This is a genomic window from Streptomyces sp. NPDC057486 (genome assembly GCF_042802415.1).
GTDB lineage: Bacteria > Actinomycetota > Actinomycetes > Streptomycetales > Streptomycetaceae > Streptomyces > Streptomyces yanii.
This window is the reverse complement of sequence record NZ_JBHVEE010000050.1, coordinates 1-24562: the sequence shown is the minus strand read 5'-3', so window position 1 is coordinate 24562 and position 24562 is coordinate 1. Positions and strand designations below refer to the sequence as shown.

Annotated in this window: 21 protein-coding genes and 1 pseudogene; 13 read left to right on the top strand and 9 right to left on the bottom strand. The window is 69.3% G+C overall.

Translation table 11 applies throughout. The annotated features are described in order from the left end of the window. The first annotated feature begins 504 nt into the window (after nucleotides 1–504). Nucleotides 505–1161, top strand: a complete 657-nt coding sequence (locus ACFU6I_RS23255) for a hypothetical protein (RefSeq protein WP_384369908.1) — start codon at nucleotides 505–507, stop codon at nucleotides 1159–1161. Between the two features lie 209 nt (nucleotides 1162–1370). Here ACFU6I_RS23255 and ACFU6I_RS23250 read toward each other — a convergent pair whose 3' ends face one another. From ACFU6I_RS23250 to ACFU6I_RS23235, 4 genes are all read right to left on the bottom strand, one after another. After that, a complete protein-coding gene (locus ACFU6I_RS23250; RefSeq protein WP_384369905.1) occupies nucleotides 1371–2246 on the bottom strand; it encodes a universal stress protein in 876 nt (291 codons plus the stop codon). A 72-nt stretch (nucleotides 2247–2318) separates the two neighbouring features. After that, the gene (locus tag ACFU6I_RS23245; RefSeq protein ID WP_384369902.1) at nucleotides 2319–2927 is read right to left on the bottom strand and encodes a CBS domain-containing protein; all 609 of its coding nucleotides are present in this window, start codon (nucleotides 2925–2927) and stop codon (nucleotides 2319–2321) included. Continuing rightward, entirely contained in the window at nucleotides 2924–3268 is a 345-nt protein-coding gene (locus ACFU6I_RS23240; protein ID WP_384369899.1) for a CBS domain-containing protein, read from the bottom strand. The genes ACFU6I_RS23245 and ACFU6I_RS23240 overlap by 4 nt, the downstream gene beginning before the upstream one ends. A 336-nt stretch (nucleotides 3269–3604) precedes the next feature. After that, a complete protein-coding gene (locus ACFU6I_RS23235; RefSeq protein ID WP_384369896.1) occupies nucleotides 3605–4279 on the bottom strand; it encodes a CBS domain-containing protein in 675 nt (224 codons plus the stop codon). Between the two features lie 272 nt (nucleotides 4280–4551). On the opposite strand from ACFU6I_RS23235, the gene ACFU6I_RS23230 reads away from it, so the two are divergent. The 7 genes and pseudogenes from ACFU6I_RS23230 to ACFU6I_RS23200 form a co-directional block, all read left to right on the top strand. Next, on the top strand, nucleotides 4552–5460 hold the full coding sequence (locus tag ACFU6I_RS23230) for a universal stress protein (protein WP_384369893.1): 909 nt from the start codon (nucleotides 4552–4554) through the stop codon (nucleotides 5458–5460). 307 nt (nucleotides 5461–5767) lie between these two features. Next, a complete protein-coding gene (locus ACFU6I_RS23225) occupies nucleotides 5768–6025 on the top strand; it encodes an SHOCT domain-containing protein (RefSeq protein WP_384369890.1) in 258 nt (85 codons plus the stop codon). Nucleotides 6026–6836: 811 nt separating this feature from the next. After that, nucleotides 6837–7817 (top strand): hypothetical protein, encoded by a 981-nt coding sequence (locus ACFU6I_RS23220; RefSeq protein ID WP_384369887.1) that lies wholly within the window; start codon nucleotides 6837–6839, stop codon nucleotides 7815–7817. After that, complete coding sequence (gene chvE, locus ACFU6I_RS23215; protein WP_384369884.1) at nucleotides 7817–8935, top strand: multiple monosaccharide ABC transporter substrate-binding protein; 1119 nt, start codon at nucleotides 7817–7819, stop codon at nucleotides 8933–8935. Before ACFU6I_RS23220 ends, chvE begins: the two co-directional genes overlap by 1 nt. A 56-nt stretch (nucleotides 8936–8991) precedes the next feature. Then, nucleotides 8992–10542: a multiple monosaccharide ABC transporter ATP-binding protein gene (gene mmsA / locus ACFU6I_RS23210; RefSeq protein WP_384369881.1), complete on the top strand. Its 1551-nt coding sequence runs from the start codon at nucleotides 8992–8994 to the stop codon at nucleotides 10540–10542. Continuing rightward, entirely contained in the window at nucleotides 10539–11780 is a 1242-nt protein-coding gene (mmsB, locus tag ACFU6I_RS23205) for a multiple monosaccharide ABC transporter permease (RefSeq protein WP_384369878.1), read from the top strand. The genes mmsA and mmsB overlap by 4 nt, the downstream gene beginning before the upstream one ends. 23 nt (nucleotides 11781–11803) lie before the next feature. Beyond that, nucleotides 11804–12058 (top strand): annotated as a pseudogene (locus tag ACFU6I_RS23200) (galactose-1-epimerase); the annotation flags it as partial. Nucleotides 12059–12201: 143 nt separating this feature from the next. On the opposite strand, the gene ACFU6I_RS23195 reads toward ACFU6I_RS23200, so the two are convergent. Both ACFU6I_RS23195 and ACFU6I_RS23190 read right to left on the bottom strand, forming a co-directional pair. Beyond that, nucleotides 12202–12840: a CBS domain-containing protein gene (locus tag ACFU6I_RS23195; RefSeq protein WP_384369875.1), complete on the bottom strand. Its 639-nt coding sequence runs from the start codon at nucleotides 12838–12840 to the stop codon at nucleotides 12202–12204. Between the two features lie 41 nt (nucleotides 12841–12881). Then, on the bottom strand, nucleotides 12882–13340 hold the full coding sequence (locus tag ACFU6I_RS23190) for a Crp/Fnr family transcriptional regulator (protein ID WP_384369872.1): 459 nt from the start codon (nucleotides 13338–13340) through the stop codon (nucleotides 12882–12884). Nucleotides 13341–13972: 632 nt separating this feature from the next. Between ACFU6I_RS23190 and ACFU6I_RS23185 the strand changes: the two genes are divergently transcribed. Beyond that, nucleotides 13973–14851 carry a universal stress protein gene (locus ACFU6I_RS23185; RefSeq protein WP_384369869.1) on the top strand — a complete coding sequence of 293 codons (879 nt, stop codon included), beginning with the start codon at nucleotides 13973–13975 and terminating at the stop codon, nucleotides 14849–14851. Nucleotides 14852–15118: 267 nt separating this feature from the next. On the opposite strand, the gene ACFU6I_RS23180 is transcribed toward ACFU6I_RS23185, so the two are convergent. The 3 genes from ACFU6I_RS23180 to ACFU6I_RS23170 all read right to left on the bottom strand — a co-directional run bounded on the left by ACFU6I_RS23180 (nucleotide 15119) and on the right by ACFU6I_RS23170 (nucleotide 19055). Next, entirely contained in the window at nucleotides 15119–15775 is a 657-nt protein-coding gene (locus ACFU6I_RS23180) for a CBS domain-containing protein (protein ID WP_384369866.1), read from the bottom strand. A gap of 10 nt (nucleotides 15776–15785) precedes the next feature. Beyond that, entirely contained in the window at nucleotides 15786–15935 is a 150-nt protein-coding gene (locus tag ACFU6I_RS23175) for a hypothetical protein (protein WP_384369863.1), read from the bottom strand. Between the two features lie 399 nt (nucleotides 15936–16334). Further along, nucleotides 16335–19055 (bottom strand): SpoIIE family protein phosphatase, encoded by a 2721-nt coding sequence (locus ACFU6I_RS23170; RefSeq protein WP_384369860.1) that lies wholly within the window; start codon nucleotides 19053–19055, stop codon nucleotides 16335–16337. Nucleotides 19056–19296: 241 nt separating this feature from the next. Here ACFU6I_RS23170 and ACFU6I_RS23165 point away from each other — a divergent pair, with 241 nt between their 5' ends. The 4 genes from ACFU6I_RS23165 (at nucleotide 19297) to ACFU6I_RS23150 (ending at nucleotide 24500) form a co-directional block, all read left to right on the top strand. Next, nucleotides 19297–19653 carry a hypothetical protein gene (locus ACFU6I_RS23165; RefSeq protein WP_384369857.1) on the top strand — a complete coding sequence of 119 codons (357 nt, stop codon included), beginning with the start codon at nucleotides 19297–19299 and terminating at the stop codon, nucleotides 19651–19653. Next, the gene (locus ACFU6I_RS23160; RefSeq protein WP_384369854.1) at nucleotides 19641–19943 is read left to right on the top strand and encodes a hypothetical protein; all 303 of its coding nucleotides are present in this window, start codon (nucleotides 19641–19643) and stop codon (nucleotides 19941–19943) included. Before ACFU6I_RS23165 ends, ACFU6I_RS23160 begins: the two co-directional genes overlap by 13 nt. A 449-nt stretch (nucleotides 19944–20392) precedes the next feature. After that, nucleotides 20393–21829, top strand: a complete 1437-nt coding sequence (locus ACFU6I_RS23155; RefSeq protein ID WP_384369851.1) for a hypothetical protein — start codon at nucleotides 20393–20395, stop codon at nucleotides 21827–21829. A gap of 40 nt (nucleotides 21830–21869) precedes the next feature. Next, nucleotides 21870–24500: a S8 family serine peptidase gene (locus ACFU6I_RS23150; protein ID WP_384369848.1), complete on the top strand. Its 2631-nt coding sequence runs from the start codon at nucleotides 21870–21872 to the stop codon at nucleotides 24498–24500. Nucleotides 24501–24562: the final 62 nt, after the last annotated feature.

Here is a 24562-nt window from a genome sequence, read left to right as displayed (position 1 = left end):
GCCGTTCGGTCTCCGGCGGGACCCGACGACCCATGTCCGCATCCGTCCCGCCGCGGCGCCGCGGACAGGCGACGACGGCATGAGGTGGCCTCCGGCGTGCCGATCTCGGTGCGATCGATCGCGAGTGCCGGGACGACGACGGTGCGCATCCGCCGAGGTCCACCGGCGAGGAGGGGGGCCGGACGGCCCCCGCAGGGGCCCGTTGGCCCCAAGCGGGAGAGTGCCCTGCCGGGCGAAATTGAAGACGGACATCGATGGTGGTGGTGATGCCCCCGAGGCGACGGAAGTGGAGCACGCGATGTCACGTCGAGGAGGCGTAGGAGGAGGGCAGCCTCGCCGTGCGGGCGCCCTTGTGACCCGCCGGGGTGGGGTCCACCCCGCACGGGAACGGGCCGGGGTGAAGAATTCCGCACCCTTCCGGGGGTCCAGACCAGAGCTCATCTCCCGGGTGCCGAACCCACCGCTGCGTGCGGGGACGGCGACGGCACAGGGCGGAGGCGCGACATGTTCCAGGCCGACTCGCCCGGATCCGAGCCCATGCGGCCCAGGAAGCGGCACCGGAGCCGCATACGACGACCGTTCGAGCGCCGCCGGAATCCACTGCGGCGGACTGCCGACCGTGTCCGCAGCCGCTGGCTCGCCGCTTCCGTGGTGTTTGCGCTGGCGGCAGTGTTCTGCGGTGTTGCTGTCGGATTCAACGTCTGGGACGCCGACAGCGTGACCGCTCAGCAGGAGGCTCGACACCGCCACCAGGTGACGGCGACAACGGTCAGCAAGGCCGAAGGCCGACTCCCTGCCCGGTTTGCGGGGGCTTCGGAAGCAACGGCTCGGGCCTTCTGGGAGTATCCCGCCTCCGTACCGCATACGGACACCATCGCGGTCACCCCGAACACGCCAGTGGGCCGGACGGTCACGCTGTGGGTGGATGACTCGGGCAGGATTTCGGCTGCCCCGCATTCCCGTGGGGATCGAGCCCTGCAGGCCGCCGCAGCCGGGGCCTGTGCCATGGGCCTGGTCGCGCTGTCCGCCGGATTGGTTGTCCGCCTCGGGCTCCGCCGCGTCGAGACGCGGAGCCTTGCCCACTGGGACGAGGAGTGGGAGCGCGTGGAGCCGCGCTGGTCCGGCCGGCTGCGCCGGGACTCGGGGGCCGATGACGACTGACGGCTCCACCGACTGACGGCTCCACCAGGGTCAGGACCACCGCCTCTGCTCCGATGCCGAGCAGGGACCCGCCGGAGCCGATTCCACTGCTGCGCCGGGAACTCGGCACCGACCCGCGCGGCCTCTCTGCGCAGCGCAGGAGGGGGCCCGCCGCCGGGGTGATCCGACGCCACGTGTCCGGGTCGGCGAAGGGCAGGAGATGCCGCTCCTCACCGGTGGGCGATGACGGCGACGGGCGCACGGGAATGATGAAGGACGGCGTGGGCGACGGGCCCGATGTGCGCGCCCACGGGGGACTGACGGACCCGACGCCCCACGACGACGAGACCCGCCTCGGCTCCGGTCTCCACGAGCTGCTCCGCCGTGTGGCCGACCGTCGCCCGCGCGACCACGTCGACGGAGGGGAACGCGTCGCGCCAAGGCCGCAGTCTGTCGTCCAGGCCGACGGTCATGCTGTCGGCCATCTGCTCATGGAGGCTCGCACTGTACGCCGCGCCGTACCCGGCGAGGGGCGGAAACATCCAGGTCGACAGCGCATGCAGAGTGCATCGCCGACGTGATGCCTCCTCGAAGGCGAAGTCCAGGAGTGCGTCGCACGGTCGGCCCGTATCGATCCCGACCACGATGTCCCGGTCCGTGTGAAGGCCTTCGGCGTGTGGCAGGGCGTCCTCGTGCGCACGTACCAGAATCACGGGTCGCTCGGTCGCGACGATGACGCGCATCCCGACCGAACCCAGGACGAACCCGGTCAGTGTGCCGAGCCCCCGGGAGCCGAGAACGAGCATGTCCGCCGAGGCCGCTGCGGTCGCGAGCGAGACTGCCGGCCGGCCGTCGATCGACCGGGCCCGGACCTCCAGTCGGTCATGAAGGCGGCGAAGTTCGTCCACTGCGTCACGCAGGAGCGCCTCGGCCCACTCACGGCCGGCGGCAGTGCCGGTGGCCGGCACACCGAGGGGGGACGACCAATCCGCGGCATGCACAAGATGCAGCGGTGCGTCCCGCAGAAGCGCCTCGCGTGCGGCCCAGTGAACCGCTGCGGTACTTTCCGTCGACCCGTCCAGACCGACGACGATGCTGTGGTTCATGACGACTCGTCTCCTACGGATGCGAACACGCGGACACGGGGCTCGTCGCAGCGCGCCTGCCGCCCTGTACTCTCATCTGGCGTCCGGCAGGTCGTCCTGCTCGTGGTCGAGCCGATCGATCACATCCACGACGCCGTCGACGCTCTGGCACATCCGCAGGATGACGGGAACGAGGCTGCTCCGGGGCACGGTGCCGCTGAGGGTGACCAGACCATCGGCTACTTCCACCGTCAAAGCAGACGGGCTGAGCCCGAGTGCGCAGGTCAGCACATCCTCGAGAATCTCCTCCTGGATCGCGCGATCCCTTCGCAGGAACAACTGGAGGAGGTCGCTGCGGGCCACTACCCCGATCAGCCTGTCCTCGGCGTCGACGACCGGGAGCCTCTTCACTCTGTGCTCCTCCATCACACGAGCAGCACGGACCGCACTCCAGTCGGGGCGGGCGGTGATGGCAGGGCTGGACATGAGATCGACGGCGGTGGGCGTACCACTTCCGGCGTTGCGGCGACGGAGCAGATCGGCCTCGGAGACGACGCCCACGGGGTGCCTGTCGTCATCCAGTACGGGCACGGCCGTGATGTCGAACTCGTCCAGAAGTCTGGTGATCTCCTTGAAACCCGTGCCGCGCTGGACGGTGACGGCCGTGGGCGTCATCAGATCCGCGACACTGCGATTCCTCATCGGCGATCACCTTCGCGGGGATTGTCGGCGTTCACCCGAACCGTGACGTCCACGGCTTCGGGGGCGGCGCCGGCCAGGGTCCCGTCGCGCGTCACCGTTGCCGCCGGCGCGGTCATGAGCCGTCCGGCCGTATCGGAGCGCGGCACGTCCACCCCCTGCGCCCTGGGCAGCAGGTCCGCCCCGGAGAACACACCGGCGCCGCACCCGTCGTCCGCTACGACCGGCAGCGCGCCGATACGCCACTGCTGCATGGACTCCACGATGTTCGGGAACGCCGCTCCGCGGTCGACCGCGACCACAGCGTGGGTCGTCATGTCGTTGACGGTGCGCAGGTGCTGCATGTTTCCTCCCGGGGAGGGGTGTCCGTACTCCGAGCGTGGGCACCGGCATGCGCAGGGGGTAGGGCCTTCCGGGGTTCGCCGGGGGCTGTTCGGCCCTCGGGCACATGCGCGGGACATCACGAGCAGTGGGGGAGGGCCCCTTCCGGGTCCTGCGCGAAGGACGGGTGTGGAAATGGCGTTCGGCTCGGGTCCGGGCGCGGGGGCCCGCGGGCATCCGGTGGGCGCGGTGCGGCCCGCCCAGCACCGTCGCAGCGCTCCGGCCCCGGCCCCGCGGCGCGCAATCCGCTGATCCTGCCCCGTCACCCCCACCGGTCGAGCTGGGGGGCGATTCGCGGGTCACCACATGGGGTGGGCAGTCCGCTCCGAAGGACGGAGCCGATCGTTGTCGAAGGGGGTGGTGAGATGGGGCATCACCGCGACCACCCCGTCGAGCTGCTCGGTGAGACGTATCAGGACGGGTATCTCGCTCTGCCTCTCAAGCTCGCCTTCGAGGGTGACGACGCCGTCAACCACGTGGACGGCGACCACATCGGCTCTCAGCCCCATCGTGGCGACGAGCACGTCCTCGACGACACGGCGTCGTATTTCCGCGTCCGGTCGCAGAAACAGTCCCAGCAGATCGCGGCGGGTGACGATGCCGATGAGCCGGCCCTCCTCGTCCACGACGGGGAGGCGCTCCAGACCGCGGCGCTTCATCAGACGGGCGGCACCGCTCACGGTCTCGTCGGCGAGGACGGTCACCGCCGGCGACGACATCACCTCTCCCGCAGTGGTGGCCACCGGCCGGCCCGCGCCCTCGGGAGAGGTGCCGGTGGCGGGCTCGGTGCCCGTCTGTCTGACCAGTAGGTCGCTCTCGGAGATGACACCGACCACCCGGTCTTCGCTGTCGAGCACGGGGAGTCCGCTGATGTTGTGCTCTGCGAGCAACTTCGCGACATCCTTGAAGGAGTTGGCGGAGACGACCGAAACGACCTCGTCGGTCATCAGGTCTCCCACGGTGATGTGCTTCATGGAGGCAACCCCCTGCCCATTCTCAGAGATTCACCGGGGCATGGCGCCCGTTCTCGTCCCGAACTCAGGATCTGCTGGATCGCGACACCGAAAGCAGGGCCGAACGGGCCTCACCCGGGGTCGTTCGGGCACGCCATGGTGCGGGAGGAGCACACGGGGGGAGGAGCCGACAGGGACCTTCGGCCCCCGCGGGGTCCTGAGCGGCCCTCTCGCGGCGCGGGGCCGCGGTGCCAGGGTGAGAGGTGCACCGGGAGCTTCGGTGAGGAGGAACCATGAATGCCAGTGACAGGGGTGGCCCGGTCCTCGGAGCACTCGTGGCCGGGGTGGACGGCTCCGAGAGCGCCATGCGGGCCGTGCTGTGGGCCTCCGAGGAAGCCCGACGGCGTGATCGCCCTCTGCACCTCGTTTACGCGGCCGATACGGACAGCCGGATGATCTACGCGTCCATGGAAACCATCGAGCAGGTCCGGAACGCGGGTCGAGATCTTCTCGAGGAGACCGCAGCCACGGTGTCCGAGCGCTACCCCGGCCTGACCGTGACGAAGGAGCTGAGCCGCCGTGACCCGGTGGCGAGCCTGCACACCGCGGCGGGAAACCACGGAACGATCGTGGTGGGCAACCGTGGTCTCGGAGGTTTCAACTCATTGTTGCTCGGCTCGGTCGGCCTGAAGGTTGCCGCGGGGGCCAGGACGCCGGTGGTCGTGGTGCGCGGCACCGAAGGTGCTCCCGCGGCAGACGTTGTGGTGGCCGCCATCCACGACGAGCACGACGTGGACTGCGCACGCCACGCTGCGAAAGAGGCGGAGCTGCGCAAGGCGTCGTTGCGGCTTGTGCACGTATGGAACGTGCTGGAGTCGGTCGGAAATGTCGTGACGATGCTCGACGCCGTGGACGAGATGGCTCGCAACCACGTTCGCACGTTGATGGGAGTGACGGACCGTATCCGTGCCGACTTCCCGGGACTCACCGTGGAGGCGGATGCGGAGAAGAGCATGTCCGCCGCCGGTGTCCTGGTTGAGGCGACTCGGCACGCGGATCTGCTGATCATGGGTGGGCGGCGCTCGCCCGGGAGCTTCGGCCCGACGCTCGGCCTGGTCACCCACAGCCTGCTGCACCATGCCAACTGCCCGGTCGAGCTGATCCCGCGGCACCGCAAGCAGGCGACGAGTGAGCCGCAATGAGCAGTGAGGAAGACAGCGGGACGCGCTGACTGCACATCTCTCGACGACCGGATCGGCGCCGGTTCCCTGCCTGGACCCGGGCCTTCATCGGGACAGGCCGCGTCAGCGAGGGGCGGGCACCCCAATCGGGTTGCGAGTGGGGCACGTTCACGGCCCGTGCGCGAAGGGCGGACCGAACCGGCCGGCTGAAACGTCGCAACGGTGCCGACCGGACCAGGACACGGGGCTGAACGGCCCTGGCCTCGCCCCTTCAGCCGGACAAGGCTTGAAGGGAGGAGCGGACGACCTCCCAGGGGAGGTGGGGACGGTGATCTACTGGAACGGTGGCGGCTGGGCCTGGATGGCGTTCATGCCGTTGCTCTGGATAGCTCTGGTCGGCCTTGTTGTCTGGGCGGCGATCCGCCTCACCCACCATTCCCCAGGACACTACGGCAATGGCGACCGTGGGCAGCGCCGCGAGACGCCACGGGAGATCCTCGACCGCCGCTACGCCGCCGGCGAGATCGACACCCAGACCTACGTCGAGGCCCGCAGGCATCTCGACGACCACTCACCGAATCCCTGAGACCACGCGGACGGCTGCTGCCGCTGACTGTGCGCGTCGCTGCCGTGGGGGCGTTGATTGCTTCTGTCGTCCGGACCGTGGACTGCAGCTCTCTCTGTAGGGCACAGTCCGCGATGGGCGTGACGGCGCCAGGGGCCGTGCAGGTCATGCCGGTGATCACGCCACCGCCCACCCCGCCGGCCTCGGTGGCGCCCCAGGCCGCCGCGCCGGTCAGGGTGAGGGTGCAGCCGTTGCCCGAGGTGTCGGCGGCGCTGTTGCCCGTCCCCTCGTCGGCGGCTCATGGGGTGATCGGTCATACGTGGTGATCCTCGAGCCAGTGCCGGATATACGGGTTCGAGATTTCGGACGCTTGTCGTCATGGCGACTGACGGGAGCTTGCCGTCCCGTACGCCTCTCGTCAACACCCCGCCGTATCGATGAAATCGACCGGCGCAGGGCCATTGACGACGCATGCCGTCCGCGACTACGTTCACGCCAGCATTTCGAACGTGTGACGAAATGCCGAACAGCTTCGGGGGTAACTGCCTTGCGCATGAGGGGAATCGCCACCCACGTCGCCGGAACGCCCAGTGGTCCGCGCGTGGGTGCTGCTCCGCACCGACGAGGGTGTCTTCGGCGTCGGAGGAACTCGGCCCGATCGGGCCTGTATCGCTTGTCGCCCATGAACTGACCCTGGGACCTCTCGATTGCCATCGAGGTGGCGGGCAGGGGTGACCCCGAGGTCGGTGCGGTCCCGCTCTGCTCGTCGCGGCAGATCCGCGCCGTTGTTTCCGAACCGTGTACGAAATATCGAACAATCATGGGGGGTCACGTGACCACTGCCTCAGGAGCCCGCCGTCCCGGCGAATCCGCCCTCGCCGCGCTCGGCCTCGCCGCACCCGCAGACAATCCTGCCGACTCCTCCCCGCACGCCTTTCCCGACGGCGGCACCTGGCGCACCGAGATCCCCTCGGTGGAGGGCCCCGAGGCGCTCGCCGTCGTACTGAAGGAGTCCTCGCGCCTCGATGTCCCCGTCCACCGCATCAGTCAGGGCAGCGGTGTCTGGATGCTCACCGACGCCGAGATCACCGAGATGGTGGAGGCCTGCGCCGAGCGCGACATCGAGCTCTGCTTGTTCACCGGGCCGCGCGGCACCTGGGACATCGGCGGCTCCACGCGTACGGACTCGGGCGGCGCCGGCCTGCGCGCCCGCGGCCACGACGCGCTCGCCGGATGTGTCGAAGACGCCCTGCGCGCAACGGAGCTGGGCGTCACCTGCCTGCTCGTCGCCGATGAGGGCGTGCTCTGGACGCTCCACCGGCTGCGGGCACGCGGCGTGCTGCCCGCCGACACCACCTTCAAGGTCTCCGCGCTGATCGGGCCGGTCAACCCGGCCTCCTACGCGGTGTACGAGCAACTCGGCGCGGACTCGATCAACATCCCCTCCGACCTGACGCTCGCTCACTTCACCGAGATCCGGCGTGCCTCCGCGACCCCCATGGACCTCTACATCGAGGCTCCGGACGACCTCGGCGGCTATGTCCGGATGTACGAGGCGGCCGAGCTGATCAGGCGCGGCGCCCCGATCTATCTCAAGTTCGGGCTCTCCAGGTCCCCCGGTATCTACCCGTACGGCGCGCAGTTGCGCGACCACACCCTCAACACCGCGCGCGAACGCGTCCGCCGCGGCCGTCTTGCGCTCGACCTGCTGGCCCGGCACGGGGCCGAGGCCGGAATGTCCCCGCTCGGTTCCCGGCTGCCGGGCACCCTTCGCCGCTTCCCTGTTCTCGACGACGAGACCGACAAGGACTGATGACCATGAGAATCCGTACCCTGACGACGGCTGCTGTCGCCTCCCTCACCCTGTGCCTCTCCCTCACCGCCTGTGGTCAGAGCAGTTCGGGCGGCAGCAAGGACACCGGTGCGGAGAGCGCCAAGGGCGGCACCGTCGGCATCGCCATGCCCACACAGTCCTCCGAGCGGTGGATCGCCGACGGCAGGAACGTGGTCAAGGACCTGCAGGCGGCCGGCTACAGGACCAAGCTGCAGTTCGGCGAGGACGACCCCGACACCCAGGTCTCGCAGATCGAGAACATGATCACCCAGGGCGTCAAAGCCCTGGTCATCGCGGCCATCGACAACAAGTCGCTGAACAACGTGCTGCAGCAGGCCGCGGACGCTCATATCCCGGTGATCTCCTACGACCGACTCATCCTCGGCACCGACCACGTCGACTACTACGCCTCGTTCGACAACGAGAAGGTCGGCACACTCCAGGGCACCTACATCGTGCAGAAGCTGGGGCTCGCGGACGGCAGCAAGAAGGGGCCCTTCAACATCGAGCTGTTCGCCGGCTCCAACGACGACAACAACACCCAGTACTTCTTCAACGGCGCGATGAAGGTCCTCCAGCCGTACATCGACAAGAAGCAGCTGGTCGTCAAGTCCGGCCAGACCAAGCTCAATCAGGTCACCACCCTGCGCTGGGACGGCGGCACCGCACAGAAGCGCATGGACGACCTGCTGACGTCCTCGTACACCTCGGGCCGGGTGGACGCGGTGCTCTCGCCGTACGACGGCATTTCGATCGGCATTCTGTCCTCGCTGCGCTCCGACCACTACGGCACGGCGAGCAAGCCGTGGCCGATCGTCACCGGCCAGGACGCCGAGGTCGCCTCGGTGAAGTCGATCATCAAGGGCGAGCAGAACCAGACGGTCTACAAGGACATCCGCAAGCTTGCCGAGGTCGCCACCGACATGGTGGACGCGGCGCTGAGCGGCAAGAAGCCCGAGATCAACGACACCACCTCGTACAACAACGGGAAGAAGACCGTGCCTTCGTTCCTGCTGCAGCCGGTGAGTGTCGACAAGAGCAACTACACCAAGGAACTCATCGACACCGGCTACTACACGGCCGACGACCTCAAGTGACCCAGCAGGTCTCACCGTCCCATCAGTAGCGGCAACGCAGATCAGAAAGGCACGACATGGCGGGACCCGTCCTGGACATGCGCTCGATCGTCAAGACCTTTCCCGGCGTCAAGGCGCTCTCCGACGTCTCCCTGACCGTTCGCCAGGGCGAGGTCCACGCCATCTGCGGGGAGAACGGAGCCGGCAAGTCGACCCTCATGAAGGTCCTCTCCGGCGTGCACCCGCACGGGAGTTACGAAGGGGAGATCCTCTTCCAGGGCGATCCCTGCCACTTCAAGGACATCAGGGCGAGCGAACAGCGCGGCATCGTGATCATCCACCAGGAGCTCGCCCTCGTGCCCTACCTCTCCCTCGCGGAGAACATCTTCCTCGGCAACGAGCACGCCAAGCACGGCGTGATCAGCTGGCGCGACACCCTGCGGCACGCCACCGAGCTGCTGAGGCGGGTCGGTCTGGGCGATCACCCGGAGACCCGGGTCGCGGACATCGGCGTCGGCAAGCAGCAGCTCGTGGAGATTGCCAAGGCGCTCTCCAAGGAGGTGAAGCTGCTGATCCTCGACGAGCCGACGGCCGCTCTCAACGACGAGGACAGCGGCAAACTCCTCGATCTCATCCTGGAGTTGAAGACCCAGGGCATCACCTCGATCATCATCTCGCACAAGCTCAACGAGATCGCGCGCGTCGCCGACTCGGTGACCATCCTCCGCGACGGCCGCTCCATCGAGACCCTGGACGTGAAGGCCGCTCGGACCACCGAGGAGCGGATCATCAACGGCATGGTCGGTCGCGACCTCGAACACCGCTTCCCCGAGCGCACCCCGCACGAGGCGGAGGCGGGCAGTGCCCCGGCGCTGGAGATCCGCGACTGGACCGTACGCCACCCGATCGACCAGCAGCGCAAGGTCGTCGACTCGGTGTCGATCCAGGTGCGGCGGGGCGAGATCGTCGGCATCGCGGGCCTGATGGGCGCGGGCCGCACCGAGCTCGCGATGAGCGTGTTCGGCCGTACGTACGGGCGTTACGCGGGCGGCACCGTCCTCAAGGACGGCAAGGAGATCCGTACGAAAACCGTGCCCGAGGCGGTCGCGCACGGCATCGCGTACGTCACCGAGGACCGCAAGCACTACGGGCTCAACCTCATCGACACCATCACCCGCAACATCACTCTGAGCGCCCTGCCCAAGGTTGCAGGCCGCGGGATCGTCGACGAGCACGCGGAGCGCAAGGTCGCCGAGGGCTTCCGCACGAGCATGAACATCAAGGCGCCGAACGTCTTCGAACGGGTCGGCAGGCTGTCCGGCGGCAATCAGCAGAAGGTCGTCCTCAGTAAGTGGATCTTCGCGGGGCCCGATGTGCTGATCCTGGACGAGCCGACCCGGGGTATCGACGTGGGCGCGAAGTACGAGATCTACACGGTGATCGACAGGCTGGCCGCCGAGGGCAAGGCGGTCGTCTTCATCTCCTCCGAGCTCCCCGAACTGCTCGGTATGTGCGACCGCATCTACACGATGGCCGCCGGCCGGCTCACCGGAGAAGTCGCGCGGGCCGAGGCCACGCAGGAAGTGCTGATGCGCCAGATGACCAAGGACAAGAGGGAAGAGCGATGAGCGCGAATCTGACCGCCAAGACCCCGACGGCGGCCCCGTCCGGCGGCAAGGACAAGGGCGGGGACGGCCTCCTGCAGCTGATGCTGGACGGGCTGCGCCGCAACATGCGCCAGTACGGCATGCTCATCGCCCTGGGCCTGATCGTCGTCCTGTTCGCCGTCTGGACCAGCGGCGACCTGCTGCTGCCGCGCAACGTCTCCAACCTGGTGCTGCAGAACAGCTACATCCTGATCCTCGCGATCGGCATGATGCTCGTCATCATCGCCGGCCACATCGACCTCTCGGTCGGCTCGCTCACGGCTTTCGTCGGAGCGGCGGCCGCGGTGCTGATGGTCGACCACAAGATGGCCTGGCCGCTGGCCGTGGTCCTGGTGCTGCTGCTCGGTGCCGTCGCGGGAGCGATGCAGGGGTACTTGATCGCGTATCTGGGCATACCGTCGTTCATCGTCACCCTCGCCGGAATGCTCCTCTTCCGAGGGCTGACGGAGATTTTTCTGAAGGGCCAGACGGTCGGCCCGTTCCCGGACGGCCTGCAGACGGTCGCGAACGGTTTCCTGCCTGTGGTCGGACCGGACACCAACTACCACAACCTCACCCTGCTGCTGGGGCTCGCGCTGATCGCCTTCGTGGTCTACCAGGAGGTACGGGACCGCAAGCGGCAGCAGGAGTTCGCGTTGGACGTCCTGCCCGCCAAGCTGTTCGCCCTCAAGCTGACCGCGCTGATCGCCGCAGTCCTCACCGTCACCCTGCTGCTGGCCAGCTACAACGGCGCACCGGTGGTGCTGTTGATCCTCGGTGTCCTGGTCGTCGGCTTCGGCTATGTGATGCGCAACGCGATCATCGGCCGTCATGTGTACGCGATCGGTGGCAACCTCCCGGCGGCCAAGCTGTCCGGTGTCAAGGACAGGAAGGTCGTCTTCCTGGTCTTCCTGAACATGGGAATGATGGCCGCCCTGGCCGGTCTGGTCTTCGCAGCCCGGTTCAACGCCGCCTCGCCCAAGGCCGGCATCAACTTCGAACTGGAGGCGATCGCGGCCTCGTTCATCGGCGGTGCGTCCATGAGCGGCGGCGTCGGCACCGTGCTGGGCGCGATCATCGGCGGGCTGGTGCTGGGCGTGCTCAACAACGGCATGAACCTCGTCGGGGTCGGCTCCGACTGGCAGCAGGTCATCAAGGGCCTGGTGCTGCTGGCGGCGGTCGGCTTCGACGTGTGGAACAAGCGCAAGGTCGGTTCGTAACCTCCGGGAAGGAGCCGCACGACATGGACACGAGCAGACGCACGGTGATAGCGGCGGCCGCGGCCGCCGGGCTGGCAGCGAGCACGTCGGTCGGAACGGCCCACGCAACAGGCCGGCAGGGAGTGCCGATCAAGGAGCTCTTCGGCAGACTCGCCGACGGTACGAAGGTGTACCGGTGGACGCTGGAGAACGGCGGGACCCGTGTGAAGGTCCTGTCCTACGGCGGGATCATCCAGTCCCTGGAGATCCCCGACCGTCACGGTCGGCGCGCCAATGTCTGGGCCCCGCAGGCCTTGACCCTGCGGGCCGCAGCCACGACCGCGCGGGATAGTTCGCGAAGGGCGGTCGCCTCTCGGTAACGGGCTCCACGCGACTGGTTGTCACAATGCGCGAGCCCACCGGCGTCGGCGAGAATCAGCCCCTAACCCGTGGTCCGGTTCAGGTCCAGGTGGATGTCCACAATGCCCTCGACCGCTCGGACGGCTCGGGCCAGCAACGGGACGAGCGTCCGGTCGCGGACCGAGCCGCCGAGCGTGACCACTCCGTCCACGACGGATACGGTCACCGCTCCTCCGGGGTGGGACAAGTCCGTGACGGTGCGGCGGATCTCGTCGGCAAGGTCTTCGTCCGAACGGAGAAAGACCTTCAACAGATCACTGCGGCTGACGATTCCCTCGAGCAGTCCGGCCGCGTCGACCACCGGCAGCCGCTTCAGGTGGCGCTGGGCCATGATGCGTGCCGCCTCTGCTATGGGGGCGTCAGGATGAACGGTCACTGCCGGGCTCGACATCAGCTCCTTCGCGCTCACGGCGCCCGCCTTCACCCGGTCGGTCAGAGGAAGCTCCGGCCGGGTCGGGTCGTCGGTCCGGGACTCCTCCTTGGGGAGCAGATCGGCCTCCGAGACCACGCCGATCACTCGTCCCTCGCCCTCGAGTACGGGAAGGGCGCTCACCCTCCACTCTTTCATCAGCTCGACGATCTGCTTGTAACTGGCCTGTCCTCCCACCGCGATGGCGGTGTGGGTCATGACATCGCTGACCGTGTGCGGTGAATGAGGCATGGTGATCTCCTCACCGGGGCCCGTCCGGCCGGGACGGGGGATCAGGTGACATGGGGAAGTCCGCTTCCGTGCGGTGCGTACAGGTCCAGCAGACGGGCCCTGGCGGACTGAAGTCGGTGGGCTATCACCCGGCCGACCCACAGGGCCACGGCGGCGGCCAGTTCCGGATCCAGGTCGCAGGCGTGGCGCACCTGCGCGGCATCGAGTTCGTAGGCGCGCACAGGCGTCATCGCCTCGGCTCCCAGCTGCCACACATAAGGGCTGAACAGCCATGACCAGCCGATCAGCTCTCCGTGCCCGAGTGACTCGATGACCGCCGGCGGTCCTTTCGGCATCCGAAAGTCGAGGCTGACGGTGCCGGTCCGCACAATCCAGAAGTGGTCGGCCCTCTGCCCCTCCTCAAAGATGCGTGTCCCCTCCGGGAACGACACTTCACGGGCGAACTGCATGAGCCGGTCTCGATGCTTGGTGCCCAGCGACCGGATGGTTGGAGTGGTCATGATCTGGTCTCCTCCACAGGGCGGCACGGATCTTGAGATCGTTGTCGGCAGTGCCTGAGCCTGAGCTGTGCTCCTCGTGGCACTGTGCGTCCTTGTACTGCGTGCGGGTCCCACCAGTGGGGATCCACAGGGTCGTCCCATCCGCGCGCCGAGGCTCCCGTCGAGACCCGGTTGCCGTCATATCGCTTCCTCCGGCGGAACTGAGAACAGCCTGCGCCGAAAGATCTGTGGTCCCCAGGGGCTCTACGGGGGAGACCTGGGGGCCGATCGGCCCTACATGCGAGACGGGCTTCGGCGGTCGCCCGCGCGGGCCGCCGACTGCCCGCATGAGGAGTCTGCGCCCTGCTGAGGGAGCGGGCAGGGCATTCGGGTTGTCGTCACGCCGCGCTGCACGGCAGGACCCGAGGCGGAGGGGGAAAGTCAGCAACATGTGGGAGCCGGGGCAGCGGGGTGGATCCACACCGAACACATACGTCAGGTCCTCCTGAGGGGTATATATCGATCGCACCGTTTAATACGAATATTAGGTCGAATGTCCAGGATCGGGTCCTGATCATCCCGCCTGGGACACGGGGATGGCACGGCGGCGACGTGGGCATCCGACGACAACGGGACGAGAGGCGATGGGGACCATGGAGCAGCCCCTGGTCGTGGGCGTGGACGGATCGGATTCGAGCTTGCGGGCGGTCGACTGGGCCGTGGAGGAGGCAGCCCGTCACGGCCTTCCGCTGAGAGTGGTCTACGCCTCCCGATGGGAACGCTACGAAGGGCCAGGTCTGCATCGGGGCGTCGAGCGCCCCTCCGAGCAGGTTCTGGCCGACACCATCGTGGCCAGCGCCGTCACGCGCGCAGGCATGCGTAATCCGGATCTGAAGATCACCACCGAGGTTCTGGCGGAGGACACGGTCAACGCGCTGCTCGACGAGGCACACGAGGCTGCGATGCTGGTCGTCGGCTCCAGGGGCCGGGGCCAGCTCAAGGAGCTCCTGTTGGGTTCCGTGAGTCTGGCACTGGCGTCCCGGGCCCAGTGCCCTGTCGTCGTGGTACGCGGCGACGCGGCAGGAACAGCCGGAGCGCACGGCCGCATCCTGCTCGGCGTCGCGGACGTGGCCCACGGGTCGGCTGCCGTGAGGTTCGCCTTCCGCGAGGCTGCCACCCGGCACTGTGAGATCGACGCAGTGCGCGCCTGGCGCTGCCCCGCGTCCGAAGCGGTCGGCCTGCCGCGCGCCAAGGAATCTCCGCCCGCCCTCACCTGGGAGATGCGGGCGGCGACGGAGCTCGACCAAGCGCTTGAGGCCTCGATCGAGGAGAACCCGGCCGTCGTGGTTTCCCGCTCCACTGTCGAGGGGCCGGCCCACCAAGTTCTCGTCCGGCGCTCCGCCGCCGCCGACCTCCTGGTCGTGGGTGCATCGCGGCGCAAGGGGCGCATGGGTCTGCAGCTCGGCCGGACGGCCCACACGGCGCTCCACCACTCCAGCTGTCCTGTCGCAGTGGTACCCGACCGTCGATGAACCACCGCCGAGTCGAGGAGGTGGACGGACGGCGAGCAGGCAGGCGTGGCTGCGCCGCGAAGCACGACGCAGGGCAACACGCGCGGACCGGCCGGATCGGCGTGGTGCCCGGCGGGCCCGAGCGTCACGGCGGGCAGACCGAAGGCACCGGCGACGGCCGGAGCCCGGGGCGAGGCATCGGAAGGGTTCTCGTGCGCTCTGATCGATCCGCGCATGCATCCCGGGAGCAGCGGTCGCGGACCGCCGGTGCCGCGAGAACGCCGCACGTCAGGGGAGGGATGCGTCGTCGACGGCGTATCCGAGGTGCTGCGCCACGTGAACCACTCCGTCGACGGTGCGGCACAACCGTTCGATCACCGGGATCAGGCTCTTGAACCGCACCGAGCCGTTCAGTTCGACACGGCCGTCGGTCACTTCGACGGTGATGGCGCCGGGGTCCTGGTGCAAGGTCAGGTCGAGTACGTCGCCGGTGATCTCGTGGCGGATGGTCTCGTCGTCGCGCAGGAAGATCTTCAGCAGATCGCGCCGACTGACGATGCCCACCAATGTGTCCGCCTCGTCCACGACCAGCAATCGTCTGACGCTCTGCGCCTCCATGAGCCGGGCCGCCTCGGCCACGGTCCAGTCCGCCCTGGCGCACACGGCGGGCGCCGACATCAGTTCCTCGGCCCGTGTGCCCTCCGCCTTCTCCCGCTCACGCGGCTCGGGAGCCGGAAGGGACCGCAGGAAGTCTCCCTGATCGGCCGACTTCGGCAGAAGGTCGCCCTCCGATACCACTCCGAGCGGGTGCCCCACGGTGTCGACGACCGCGACGGCCGACACCTGGTGCTCAGTGAGTGTGCGCACGATGTCCTTGAACGCCGCATTCCCCGGGACCGTCACGACCTCGCGGGTCATCAGCTCGCCAATGTCTCGATGTCTCACCCGTCCACTCCTATCGCCCTGCGGCTTCCCGGGCGTCGACCGACATGTCGTCCTGCTCGTACGTGAGCCGATTGGCCACGTTCACCACTCCGTCGACGCTCCGGTACACCCGGACGAGGCCGACCGGGCGGTGGTGGCCTGCCACCCGGGGTGCTTTCATGAAATTGACGGAAAGAGTCCGCACCAGGATGCGGAGAAGCGGCTGGCGGCCGTGCACCGCACAATCGGGATCCGCGAGAAGCGGATGGGCTCTTTCCGCCCTCGCGCGGAGCGGCGGCTCACCGTTGGCCACGATCGCTGGGATGTCGGGACGGGATCCGCCGCCGGGGCTGCGATCGGAAAGGTTTGCCGGGAAGCGAACCTTTCCGGTCGCAGCAGCAGTTCGCCGTGGGTGTGGCCGAGGGACGGGTCGACGCTGACGACCCCGTCGACGGACCGGCACAAGCGTTCGATCGCGGGGGTGCGGGAGCGTTGGGTCAGGCACTTTCACCCGAGAGGCCCCGGGGCGGTGCACGCCGGTCGACGGCAGGCCGGTGGCCGCGCCCGCCGCGTCTGGTGATCAGGACGACGAAGCCGGCGACGGGTTCGTGTCGTTCGCGCCCCGGGCGGATCGAGGCAGCGGCTGCTGCGCCCAGATGACCTTGCCTTCGTGGGTGTACCGCGTGCCCCAGTGCGCGGCGATCTGCGAGACGAGGAACAGTCCGCGGCCTCCCTCGTCCATGGTGGTCGCGTACCTCAGATGGGGTGAGGTGCTGCTGCCGTCGGATACCTCGCAGATCAGGTTGCGGTCACGCAGGAGCCGCACCCGGACCGGCGCGGAGGCGTGGCGGATGGCGTTGGTGATCAGCTCGCTGAGAATCAACTCGGTGGTGAACGCCAGTTCCGCCAGGCCCCAGTCGTCGAGCTTCTCCGCGACGGCGGCGCGTATCGGGGCTACGGCGGCGGGATCGAGCGGAACGTCCCATTCGGCAATCTGGTCGGCGGAAAGCGCGCGGGTGCGGGCGATGAGCAGTGCTACGTCGTCCTTGGCCTGCGTGGGAAGGAGTGCGTCGAGCACCGCCCGGCAGTGCTGCTCCGGCGAACGGCCGGGGTGGGCAAGGGCCTGGCGGAGCAGCTCCATCCCCACATCGATGTCGCGGGTGCGGTCCTCGATCAGCCCGTCGGTGTAGAGGACCAGCTGGGCACCGACGGCCAGATCCAGTTCGGCGGTCTTGAACGGCATGCCGCCGAGCCCCAGCGGCGGCCCGGCAGGAAGCTCGGGGAACTCCACGCTGCCGTCGGGGTGGACCAGCGCCGGGAGATGATGTCCGGCGCGGGCCATGGTGCAGTGCCGGGCGACCGGATCGTAGATCGCGTACAGGCACGTGGCTCCCACGATGCCTGCACCGACGTCCGCGCTCCCCTCTTCCTTGTCGATGCGGTCCACGAGGTCGTCGAGGTGGCCGAGGAGTTCATCGGGCGGCAGATCGAGCGTGGAGAAGTTGTGCACCGCGGTACGCAGCCGTCCCATGGTGGCGGCGGCGTGCAGCCCGTGGCCGACGACGTCGCCGACGACCAACGCGACACGGTTGCCCGACAGCGGAATGACATCGAACCAGTCACCGCTGACTCCGGACTGTGCGGGCAGATAGCGGTGGGCGACATCCAGGGCGTTCTGTTCGGGCAGAGCGCGCGGCAGCAGGCTGCGTTGCAACATCACCGCGAGGGCGTGCTCGCGGGTGTACCGGCGTGCGTTGTCGATGCTGACCGCGGCACGGGCGACCAGTTCCTCGGCGAGTGACTGGTCCTCCTCGTCGAACGCTCCGGTCTCCCGTGAGCGCCAGAAGTTGGCCAGGCCCAGAACCACGCCCCGCGCCTGCAGCGGCGTCGTGAGGAGTGAGTGGATTCCGTAGTCGACGACGTTGCCTGTCCGTTCCGGGTCCTGAGCACGCCATTCGGGTGCGGAGGACAGATCGCGCACCACCACCGACCGGCCGGTGGCGAATCCGCGTGCCTGTGGCGTGGAGGGAAGAAAGGTGATGAGCGCGCCGCACGGGTAGAGGGGGTGGTCGTCCCGGATGCCGCTGACGGCGGTGCGGCGCAGGCCGACAGCCGTGCCGGTCGGCTCCTCCCCGTGCAGGACGGGGGCGGCGAGGTCGACCGTGACGAAGTCCGCGAACCGGGGGACGGCCGTCTCGGCCAGTTCCTCGGCCGTGCGCGTCACGTCCAGGGTCGTGCCGATGCCCACCCCCGCGTCGTACAGCAGCCTGAGGCGTTCGTTCGTCGTTTCCACCTTGCCCGTCAGTGCCAGGAGCTGGGTGGAGTCGCGGAGGGTCGCCACCGTTCCCAGGGGGCTTCCGTTACGGGCGGTGCGCCGCTGGTTCACCACCAGCATGCGATCCCCGGCCAAGTACATCTCGTCCGTGGCCACGCGACCGGAGACAAGCAGCTCCGCCGTGGCCGGGTCGAGGCTCTTCAGTTCCTTGACGGGCCGCCCCTGGGCGTCGGGCGGCAGATCGAGAAGCCGTTCGGCCTCGTCGTTCGCCAGCAGCAGCCGACCGTCGTGTCCGACGATGAGCACCCCTTCCCGGACGGCGTGGAGCACCGCGTCATGGTGCTCGTACATGCGGGTCATCTGGGCGGGATCGAGCCCGTGGGTCTGCCTTCGCAGCCGCTTGGCCACGAGGGCCGCCCCGCCCGTGGCCAGGCCCAGCGCGGCGGCCCCGCTGACAAAGATGAACATCAGCTGCTTGTCGACCGCGTTGGAGACGTTCTCGACCTTGAGACCGGCCGCCACCAGGCCCACGACGGTCTTGTCGGGAGCGTTGACGGGGACGATCGCCTGGACTTCATGGCCAAGGGGCCCCTGGACGTTCTCCACGTGGACCTGGCCCGACAGCGAAGGTTTGATGGTGCCGACGAACTGCTTTCCGATGAGCTCCGGACGGGGGTGTGTGTAACGAATCCCATGTGCGTCCGTCACCACGATGAAGTCGACGCCGGCCAGTTTCCGCGCCACCTCGGTGAGCGGCTGCAGCACTTTGGAGGGATCGGGGGACTGGATCGCCTGCACAATCCCCGGCGAGTGCGCGAACGTCTCTGCCGCAGCCACCGAACGGCGCTCCGCCTCCGTCTCGGCATCATGGAACGACTGGAGAACCAGCGCCACAACCGCGCCCGCCACAAGCAGGACAATGACCACCGCCTGCAGGATGAACACCTGCCCGGCTACGCTTCGCGGTCCTTTGCCACTCAGTGACCGAGCCGATCCGCTCCGGGATCGGTCGGAATGGTCGACCATGTCGACATTCCTAACACTTTCTAGCTATGTATGCCCATTGGGTAACCTATCGTCTGCTTTCCGTCGATCGATGCAACACAGCCTCGGCTTCGCGCGGTGGATGCCATGCGATGTACGGGACATGTGGAGACACTCCCGGTCGGCGGCGACGAGATCTGGCTCGGGCCCTGCTTCCATCGTGCGCCACCGGGTGGGCTCCCGCGGACCGGACGGGCACGCGCGACACGTCGCGCTCCCTTGCATGCCGGGGCCGCACGCGGCCCCGGCATGCCACGACTTCGGCAGGATGCGCACCGACCGGCGGGACGGCTTCCTCCTCGACCGCGGCTTCCACCGACGACGGCGCGTTGCCGGCCATGCCGCCACCGTGGCCGCCGCCCCGCAGGGCGACATGACCGAATACAGCGCCCCCGGGGCCGCCCTCGGCGCACGGCTCATCGCCCTGCGGCGCGGACAGCGGCGACGCGGGGCGCGCGTGGCGGACGCGCGCCTCAGCCGTCGTGACACCGAAACGCCTCAACCGGTGCGCCGTACGACCCTCCTGCAGAATCATGGGCCACAACCTGACGGGAACGAGGGGGCCGCGTGGCGCAGGTAGTAGTGGTTCACGGAGTGGGGCAGCAGTACCTCGGACGACGGACCCTGCGCGAACCCGTCGCCGCCGCGCTCGCCGACGGAGTCGAGCTGGCCGTCGCCGCCGGCGACATCACGGGCCGCACCCCGGCCCCGCACGACATCGACGTCGCCTTCTACGGAGACGTCTTCCGCGCCCCCGGGTCCACGCACATCCCCAGGGGCTGGCCCCGGTCCTGCGCGGGCTGCGCTCCGACGACGCGCGACTGGCCGCGACCGTCTACCGCGACCATCTGGACCGGCATCGGCACCTGAGACCCGAGGACCGTCGTCACATTCTCGGCTGCGACGCCGCTCGCCACCGGCACACCGCCCTGCTCGGCGCGCTCAACGCGGGCGGCCGGGCCGGGCGCTGGAAACCGGTCTGGGCCGCGGCCGGCCATTCCCCGGCCACCCTCTCCGTTCAGCCGGTCGCGGATGGCCCCGGCAGCCCCGTCGTCGCCGTCGGCTCCGTCGGCACCGGAGGGCGAGGCACAGTCGTCGGGGCCGACGGCCCGGAGATACGAGCCTGGGACATCTCGACAGGCCGACCGCTCGATCTGCCGATCCACGCCGCGCCGGAACGTGTCACGGCCCTGACCTCCACCACGCTCCACGGCCACGACCTCCTCGTCTCCGGCACCGCGTCAGGCGCCGTTCGCGTCCATGACCTCACCACCGGCCTCACCAGCAGTACCGCCTCGGCGCACGAGCGTCCGGCGCCCGTGACCGGCCTCGCCCCACGCGACCTGCGCGGCCGCCGGGTCGCAGTGAGCGCCGCCGACGACGGCGTCCTTCGAGCCTGGGACCTCGCCGACGCGGCCCCGCTGCCGCACCGCCTCCTCCTTCAGGAAGGCTGTCCCGGCGGCCTGGCGACCGCCGTCGTGGGCGCGAACCCCACAGCGACGCCCCCGGCCACGGTGCCGGAGCGGGCCGTGGTCGTCGCCGGGGACCACAGGGGCAGCCTGCATCTCTGGGACCCGGCCGACGGAGAAACCGTCAGCTCCGCCCCTCAGCCGCGCCGTCCGCCGCTGTACGCGGTCGGCTGCGCCGTCGTGCACGGGCTGCCGGTCGCTGTCACCGCCGACCGGGACGCCGTACGCATGTGGTCCCTGCGCAGCCTGCGCCCGCGCGAAGTGCACGCGTTCGTCCCGCCGTCACCCGCCATGACCATCTCCTGCATCGAGCTCCGCGGGCGGCCCACCGCTGTCTTCGGCTGCGCCAACGGCTCGCTGCACCTGCTCGACCTGATGACCCGCGGCCTGATCGCCTCGTCCGCACCCCGGCGACCGATCGGCGCCAACTCCCCGAGAACATCCGCGAACACCGGACATGTCACCGCGCTCCACACCTTCGCCTCCGGCGGCGCCGCCACCGCCGTCACCGGCGCGGCCGACGGGTCCGTGCACCTGTGGGACCTGGCTTCGCCGCCCGGCGGTCCCAGCGGCGGCCACACCGATGCCATCGCTGCCGTCACCTGCGTACGCCACCGCGGCGGACTCGTGGTGGTGACGGCGGGCAACGACACGACGCTACGGCTCTGGGACATGGACACCGGCGCCCCTGCCGCGCCCCAAGTCACCGATGCCGTCGGCACGTTCACGGGTGTCACGTCCGCCGCTGCCGACGACCGCACCCTCGTCCTGACCCACGCCGTCAACCGACCCGCCGAGGCATGGGACCTGGCGAGCGGCACCCCCATGGACCGGCACCGGCCGCGCTGGGCCACGGCAGCCGCGGTGGGCCACCACGAGGGCCGCCCCGCCTTGCCGACATCCCCGTCGATACCTTCACCGTGCCCGACCCGGCCAGGATCAGCGCCCTGGAATTCACCCCCGACGGCCGCCTCGTGCTGTGCGCGAACAGGGACGTCTACTCCTTCCGCGCCGACTTGGCCGAGCCCCGCACCGGGTGACCGTCACCACCTTGTCGCAGCCGGCGGCAAGGACGTGATCGCGCAGGCACGGGCCCGGTGCGATTGCGGGGCAGCGGACGCGGCCCGATCGGGCGGTTCAGCGGCCTTCCGGAGCAGCCTCAGCGGCCGGGGCACGGTGACGGACCGGTCCGGATCCGGTGCATCGCCGCCCGGAGACCGAGGAAGGCTCGTGAGCCACATGATCGGCGTCGACTCTCCGCCATGGCGAAAACACGACACACGGTGACTGTTGCCCTTGGGGGGCCGGTCGCATTTGATCGACCGTCGTGTACAGACACTCGATATCCGCAGCGTCCGCGCTGCTTCTCGTCTCGCTCATCCTGCCCGGTGACCTGGCGCACGCGGACTCGGACGACCTGTCCGGCCCGTCGGTGACGCGCATCGTCACTCTCGACAGCGCCCCGGCCGCGCAGCAGGCCGCCCCGAAGGACCGGGCAGCCGCACGCCGTACGGTCTCCGATGCGCAGCGGACGTTGGTCGACGCCGCGCACGACACGGGCATCGCGCTGTCCGTGCAACGCCGGTACCGCGAGGTCGTCAACGGTCTCCTCGTCGAGGTGCCCGCCGGTCAGACCGGCCGACTGGCCGAACTCCCCGGAGTGGCCGAGGTCACCGAGCCGGTGACGTACGAGATGCCCGAGCGGCCCACCCCGGTGCCCAAGGACGTCCTCGCAAAGGCGGTTGCCCGGGCGGGCCATGACGCACGGTCCGGCGACGCGGCCCCCTCGGGCCGCGAAATCGTCACGGCCACGGACCTCACCGGCGTCCCGCAGGCCCATCGCCTGGGTTACACGGGCAAGGGAGTCACCGTCGGCATCATCGACAGCGGCATCGCGTACGACCACCCGGCGCTCGGCGGCGGAGGCTTCCCCAACGCGAAGGTGGTCGGCGGCTACGACTTCGCGGACGAGGACGCCGACCCGTACGACGACAGGTTCGGCCCGGCAGCCGGGCACGGCACCCACGTCGCAGGCATCGTCGCCGGGGACGACGCGCACATCGAGGGCGTCGCCCCGGACGCCACGCTGCGCTCCTACCGGGTGTTCGGTACGAAGAACACCCCGACCGACGCCATCATCCTGGCCGCACTGGACCGGGCCGCCGCCGACGGGGTGGACGTCGTCAACATGAGCCTCGGCTCGACCGGGAACCGCAGCAGCAGCGTGCTGTCGCTCGCCGTGAACCGCCTGGTGGACTCCGGCGTTCCCACCGTCGTCGCCAACGGGAACGGCTACGCCGGTCCGTTCAACGCCGCGGCACCCGCAGTGGCGGACAGGGCCATCGCGGTCGGCAGCACATACAGCAGCCGCTACCCGTTCCTCGCTTTCACACTCGACGACGGTTCGACGGCCCCCGTGCCGTACCTGGACTCCGGGCGGGCACCGGCGGCTCCCGTGACCGGCGCCCACCCGGTGGCCGTCATGGCGTCCAGCTGCACCCCGCTGCCCGCCGGCAGCCTCGACGGCAAGATCGCGCTGTTCGCCCCGTACACCGGCACCGACGTCTTCAACTGCCGGGTGATGGACCTGGCCCGCACCGCCGAGGCCGCGGGTGCGGTCGCCGTGGTCCACTACGACCCGTCGGGCACCCCGGACGCGCTGCCGTTCTCACCCTGCTGCGGCACCATCGGTATCCCCGTGGTGGGGATCCGCGCACGGGACGCCGAGCGCATCAAGGCCGCTCCGGCCGGGACCGAGCTGACCTGGGGTGCCTATGCCGGCGCGCCGATGACCGCCGACGCCGCCGGGCTGATGGACGCCGGCTCCTCCTGGGGCCCGGGCAATGAACTGGAGTTCAAGCCGGACGTGGCCGCTCCCGGCGGGTACATTCTCTCCGCGCTTCCCCCGGCCCAGGACTGGTACGGCGTCATGTCCGGTACCTCGATGGCGTCCCCGCACGTCGCAGGAGTGGCCGCCCTGCTGCTCCAGGCCCGCCCGGACCTCACCCCGGCCCAGGTGCAGACCGCGCTGCAGAACACCGCCACCCCCCTCGCCATGACCGGTGATCACGAGCGCGGCCGACAGCCTGTCGCCCAGCAGGGCGCGGGCCGGGTCGACGCGGTCGCCGCACTGGCGTCGGTCTCCGGCGACACCCTGACGGCAACGCCGTCCGAGCTCGCCCTGGGCGACCTCGAAGGCCGGGAGCGGACCCGCCGGATCACGGTCCACAATCCGACCGCCCACCCGGTGACCTACCGAATCGGGCAGACCGCCGCCGTCTCGGCAGCCCCGCCGTACACCAGCGAGTGGCAGCCCACCGACGCCACGGGCGACGCCCGGGTCGACGGCCAGGACAGCATCACCGTGGCCGCGCACGGCAGCCGTACCGTCACCGTGCACATCAGGCAGCCGCAAGGCGTCACCGAAGGGACCCTGTTCGGTGGCTGGGTGGAGTTCACCCGGTCCGGTTCGACGGCTCCGGAGATCCGGGTGCCGTATCTGGGCATGGCGGGCGACTTCGACGCGGTGTCGGCGATCAACCCCACCTTCACCTCGGTCAACAAAACGCTGGACAATCCGGCGCTTCGTCCCGGCTACTTCACCTTCGGCAAGAATGTGCCCACCACCGTCGACCTCACCGACGCGTCCACGGCCAACGACCAGGCCTGGGTCATGCTGTCCCACGGCTTCCCGCTGTTGGAGCGGATGCGGCTCCAGGTCCTCGACGCCCGTGACGAGGTGATCGACACCCCGTACGACGCGTCGTGGGTGACCCGCAATTCAGGCGCGGGCACCGGGATGGCGTTCTACAGCTGGGACGCCACGCGTACTGACGGCACCCCGGCGCCCGCCGGTACATATCGGCTGCGCTTCGTCTTCGACAAGGCGCTCGGCGATCCGCAGAAGTCCCCGGGCACCCAGATCTGGACCTCCCCGGAGGTCACCCTGGTCCGCTGACCACAGGACCGGCTTTCGTCACACCGGCTCGGCGAAAATCCGGTGGACCTGCCCGGCGGGGC

Bases quoted from the DNA above. Each gene is read 5' to 3' on its own strand.
- ACFU6I_RS23255 (WP_384369908.1), top strand. From the start codon at position 505: ATGTTCCAGGCCGACTCGCCCGGATCCGAGCCCATGCGGCCCAGGAAG.
- ACFU6I_RS23250 (WP_384369905.1), bottom strand. From the start codon at position 2,246: ATGAACCACAGCATCGTCGTCGGTCTGGACGGGTCGACGGAAAGTACC.
- ACFU6I_RS23245 (WP_384369902.1), bottom strand. From the start codon at position 2,927: ATGAGGAATCGCAGTGTCGCGGATCTGATGACGCCCACGGCCGTCACC.
- ACFU6I_RS23240 (WP_384369899.1), bottom strand. From the start codon at position 3,268: ATGCAGCACCTGCGCACCGTCAACGACATGACGACCCACGCTGTGGTC.
- ACFU6I_RS23235 (WP_384369896.1), bottom strand. From the start codon at position 4,279: ATGAAGCACATCACCGTGGGAGACCTGATGACCGACGAGGTCGTTTCG.
- ACFU6I_RS23230 (WP_384369893.1), top strand. From the start codon at position 4,552: ATGAATGCCAGTGACAGGGGTGGCCCGGTCCTCGGAGCACTCGTGGCC.
- chvE (WP_384369884.1), top strand. From the start codon at position 7,817: ATGACCATGAGAATCCGTACCCTGACGACGGCTGCTGTCGCCTCCCTC.
- mmsA (WP_384369881.1), top strand. From the start codon at position 8,992: ATGGCGGGACCCGTCCTGGACATGCGCTCGATCGTCAAGACCTTTCCC.
- mmsB (WP_384369878.1), top strand. From the start codon at position 10,539: ATGAGCGCGAATCTGACCGCCAAGACCCCGACGGCGGCCCCGTCCGGC.
- ACFU6I_RS23195 (WP_384369875.1), bottom strand. From the start codon at position 12,840: ATGCCTCATTCACCGCACACGGTCAGCGATGTCATGACCCACACCGCC.
- ACFU6I_RS23190 (WP_384369872.1), bottom strand. From the start codon at position 13,340: ATGACCACTCCAACCATCCGGTCGCTGGGCACCAAGCATCGAGACCGG.
- ACFU6I_RS23185 (WP_384369869.1), top strand. From the start codon at position 13,973: ATGGAGCAGCCCCTGGTCGTGGGCGTGGACGGATCGGATTCGAGCTTG.
- ACFU6I_RS23175 (WP_384369863.1), bottom strand. From the start codon at position 15,935: ATGAAAGCACCCCGGGTGGCAGGCCACCACCGCCCGGTCGGCCTCGTC.
- ACFU6I_RS23170 (WP_384369860.1), bottom strand. From the start codon at position 19,055: ATGGTCGACCATTCCGACCGATCCCGGAGCGGATCGGCTCGGTCACTG.
- ACFU6I_RS23165 (WP_384369857.1), top strand. From the start codon at position 19,297: ATGCCGGGGCCGCACGCGGCCCCGGCATGCCACGACTTCGGCAGGATG.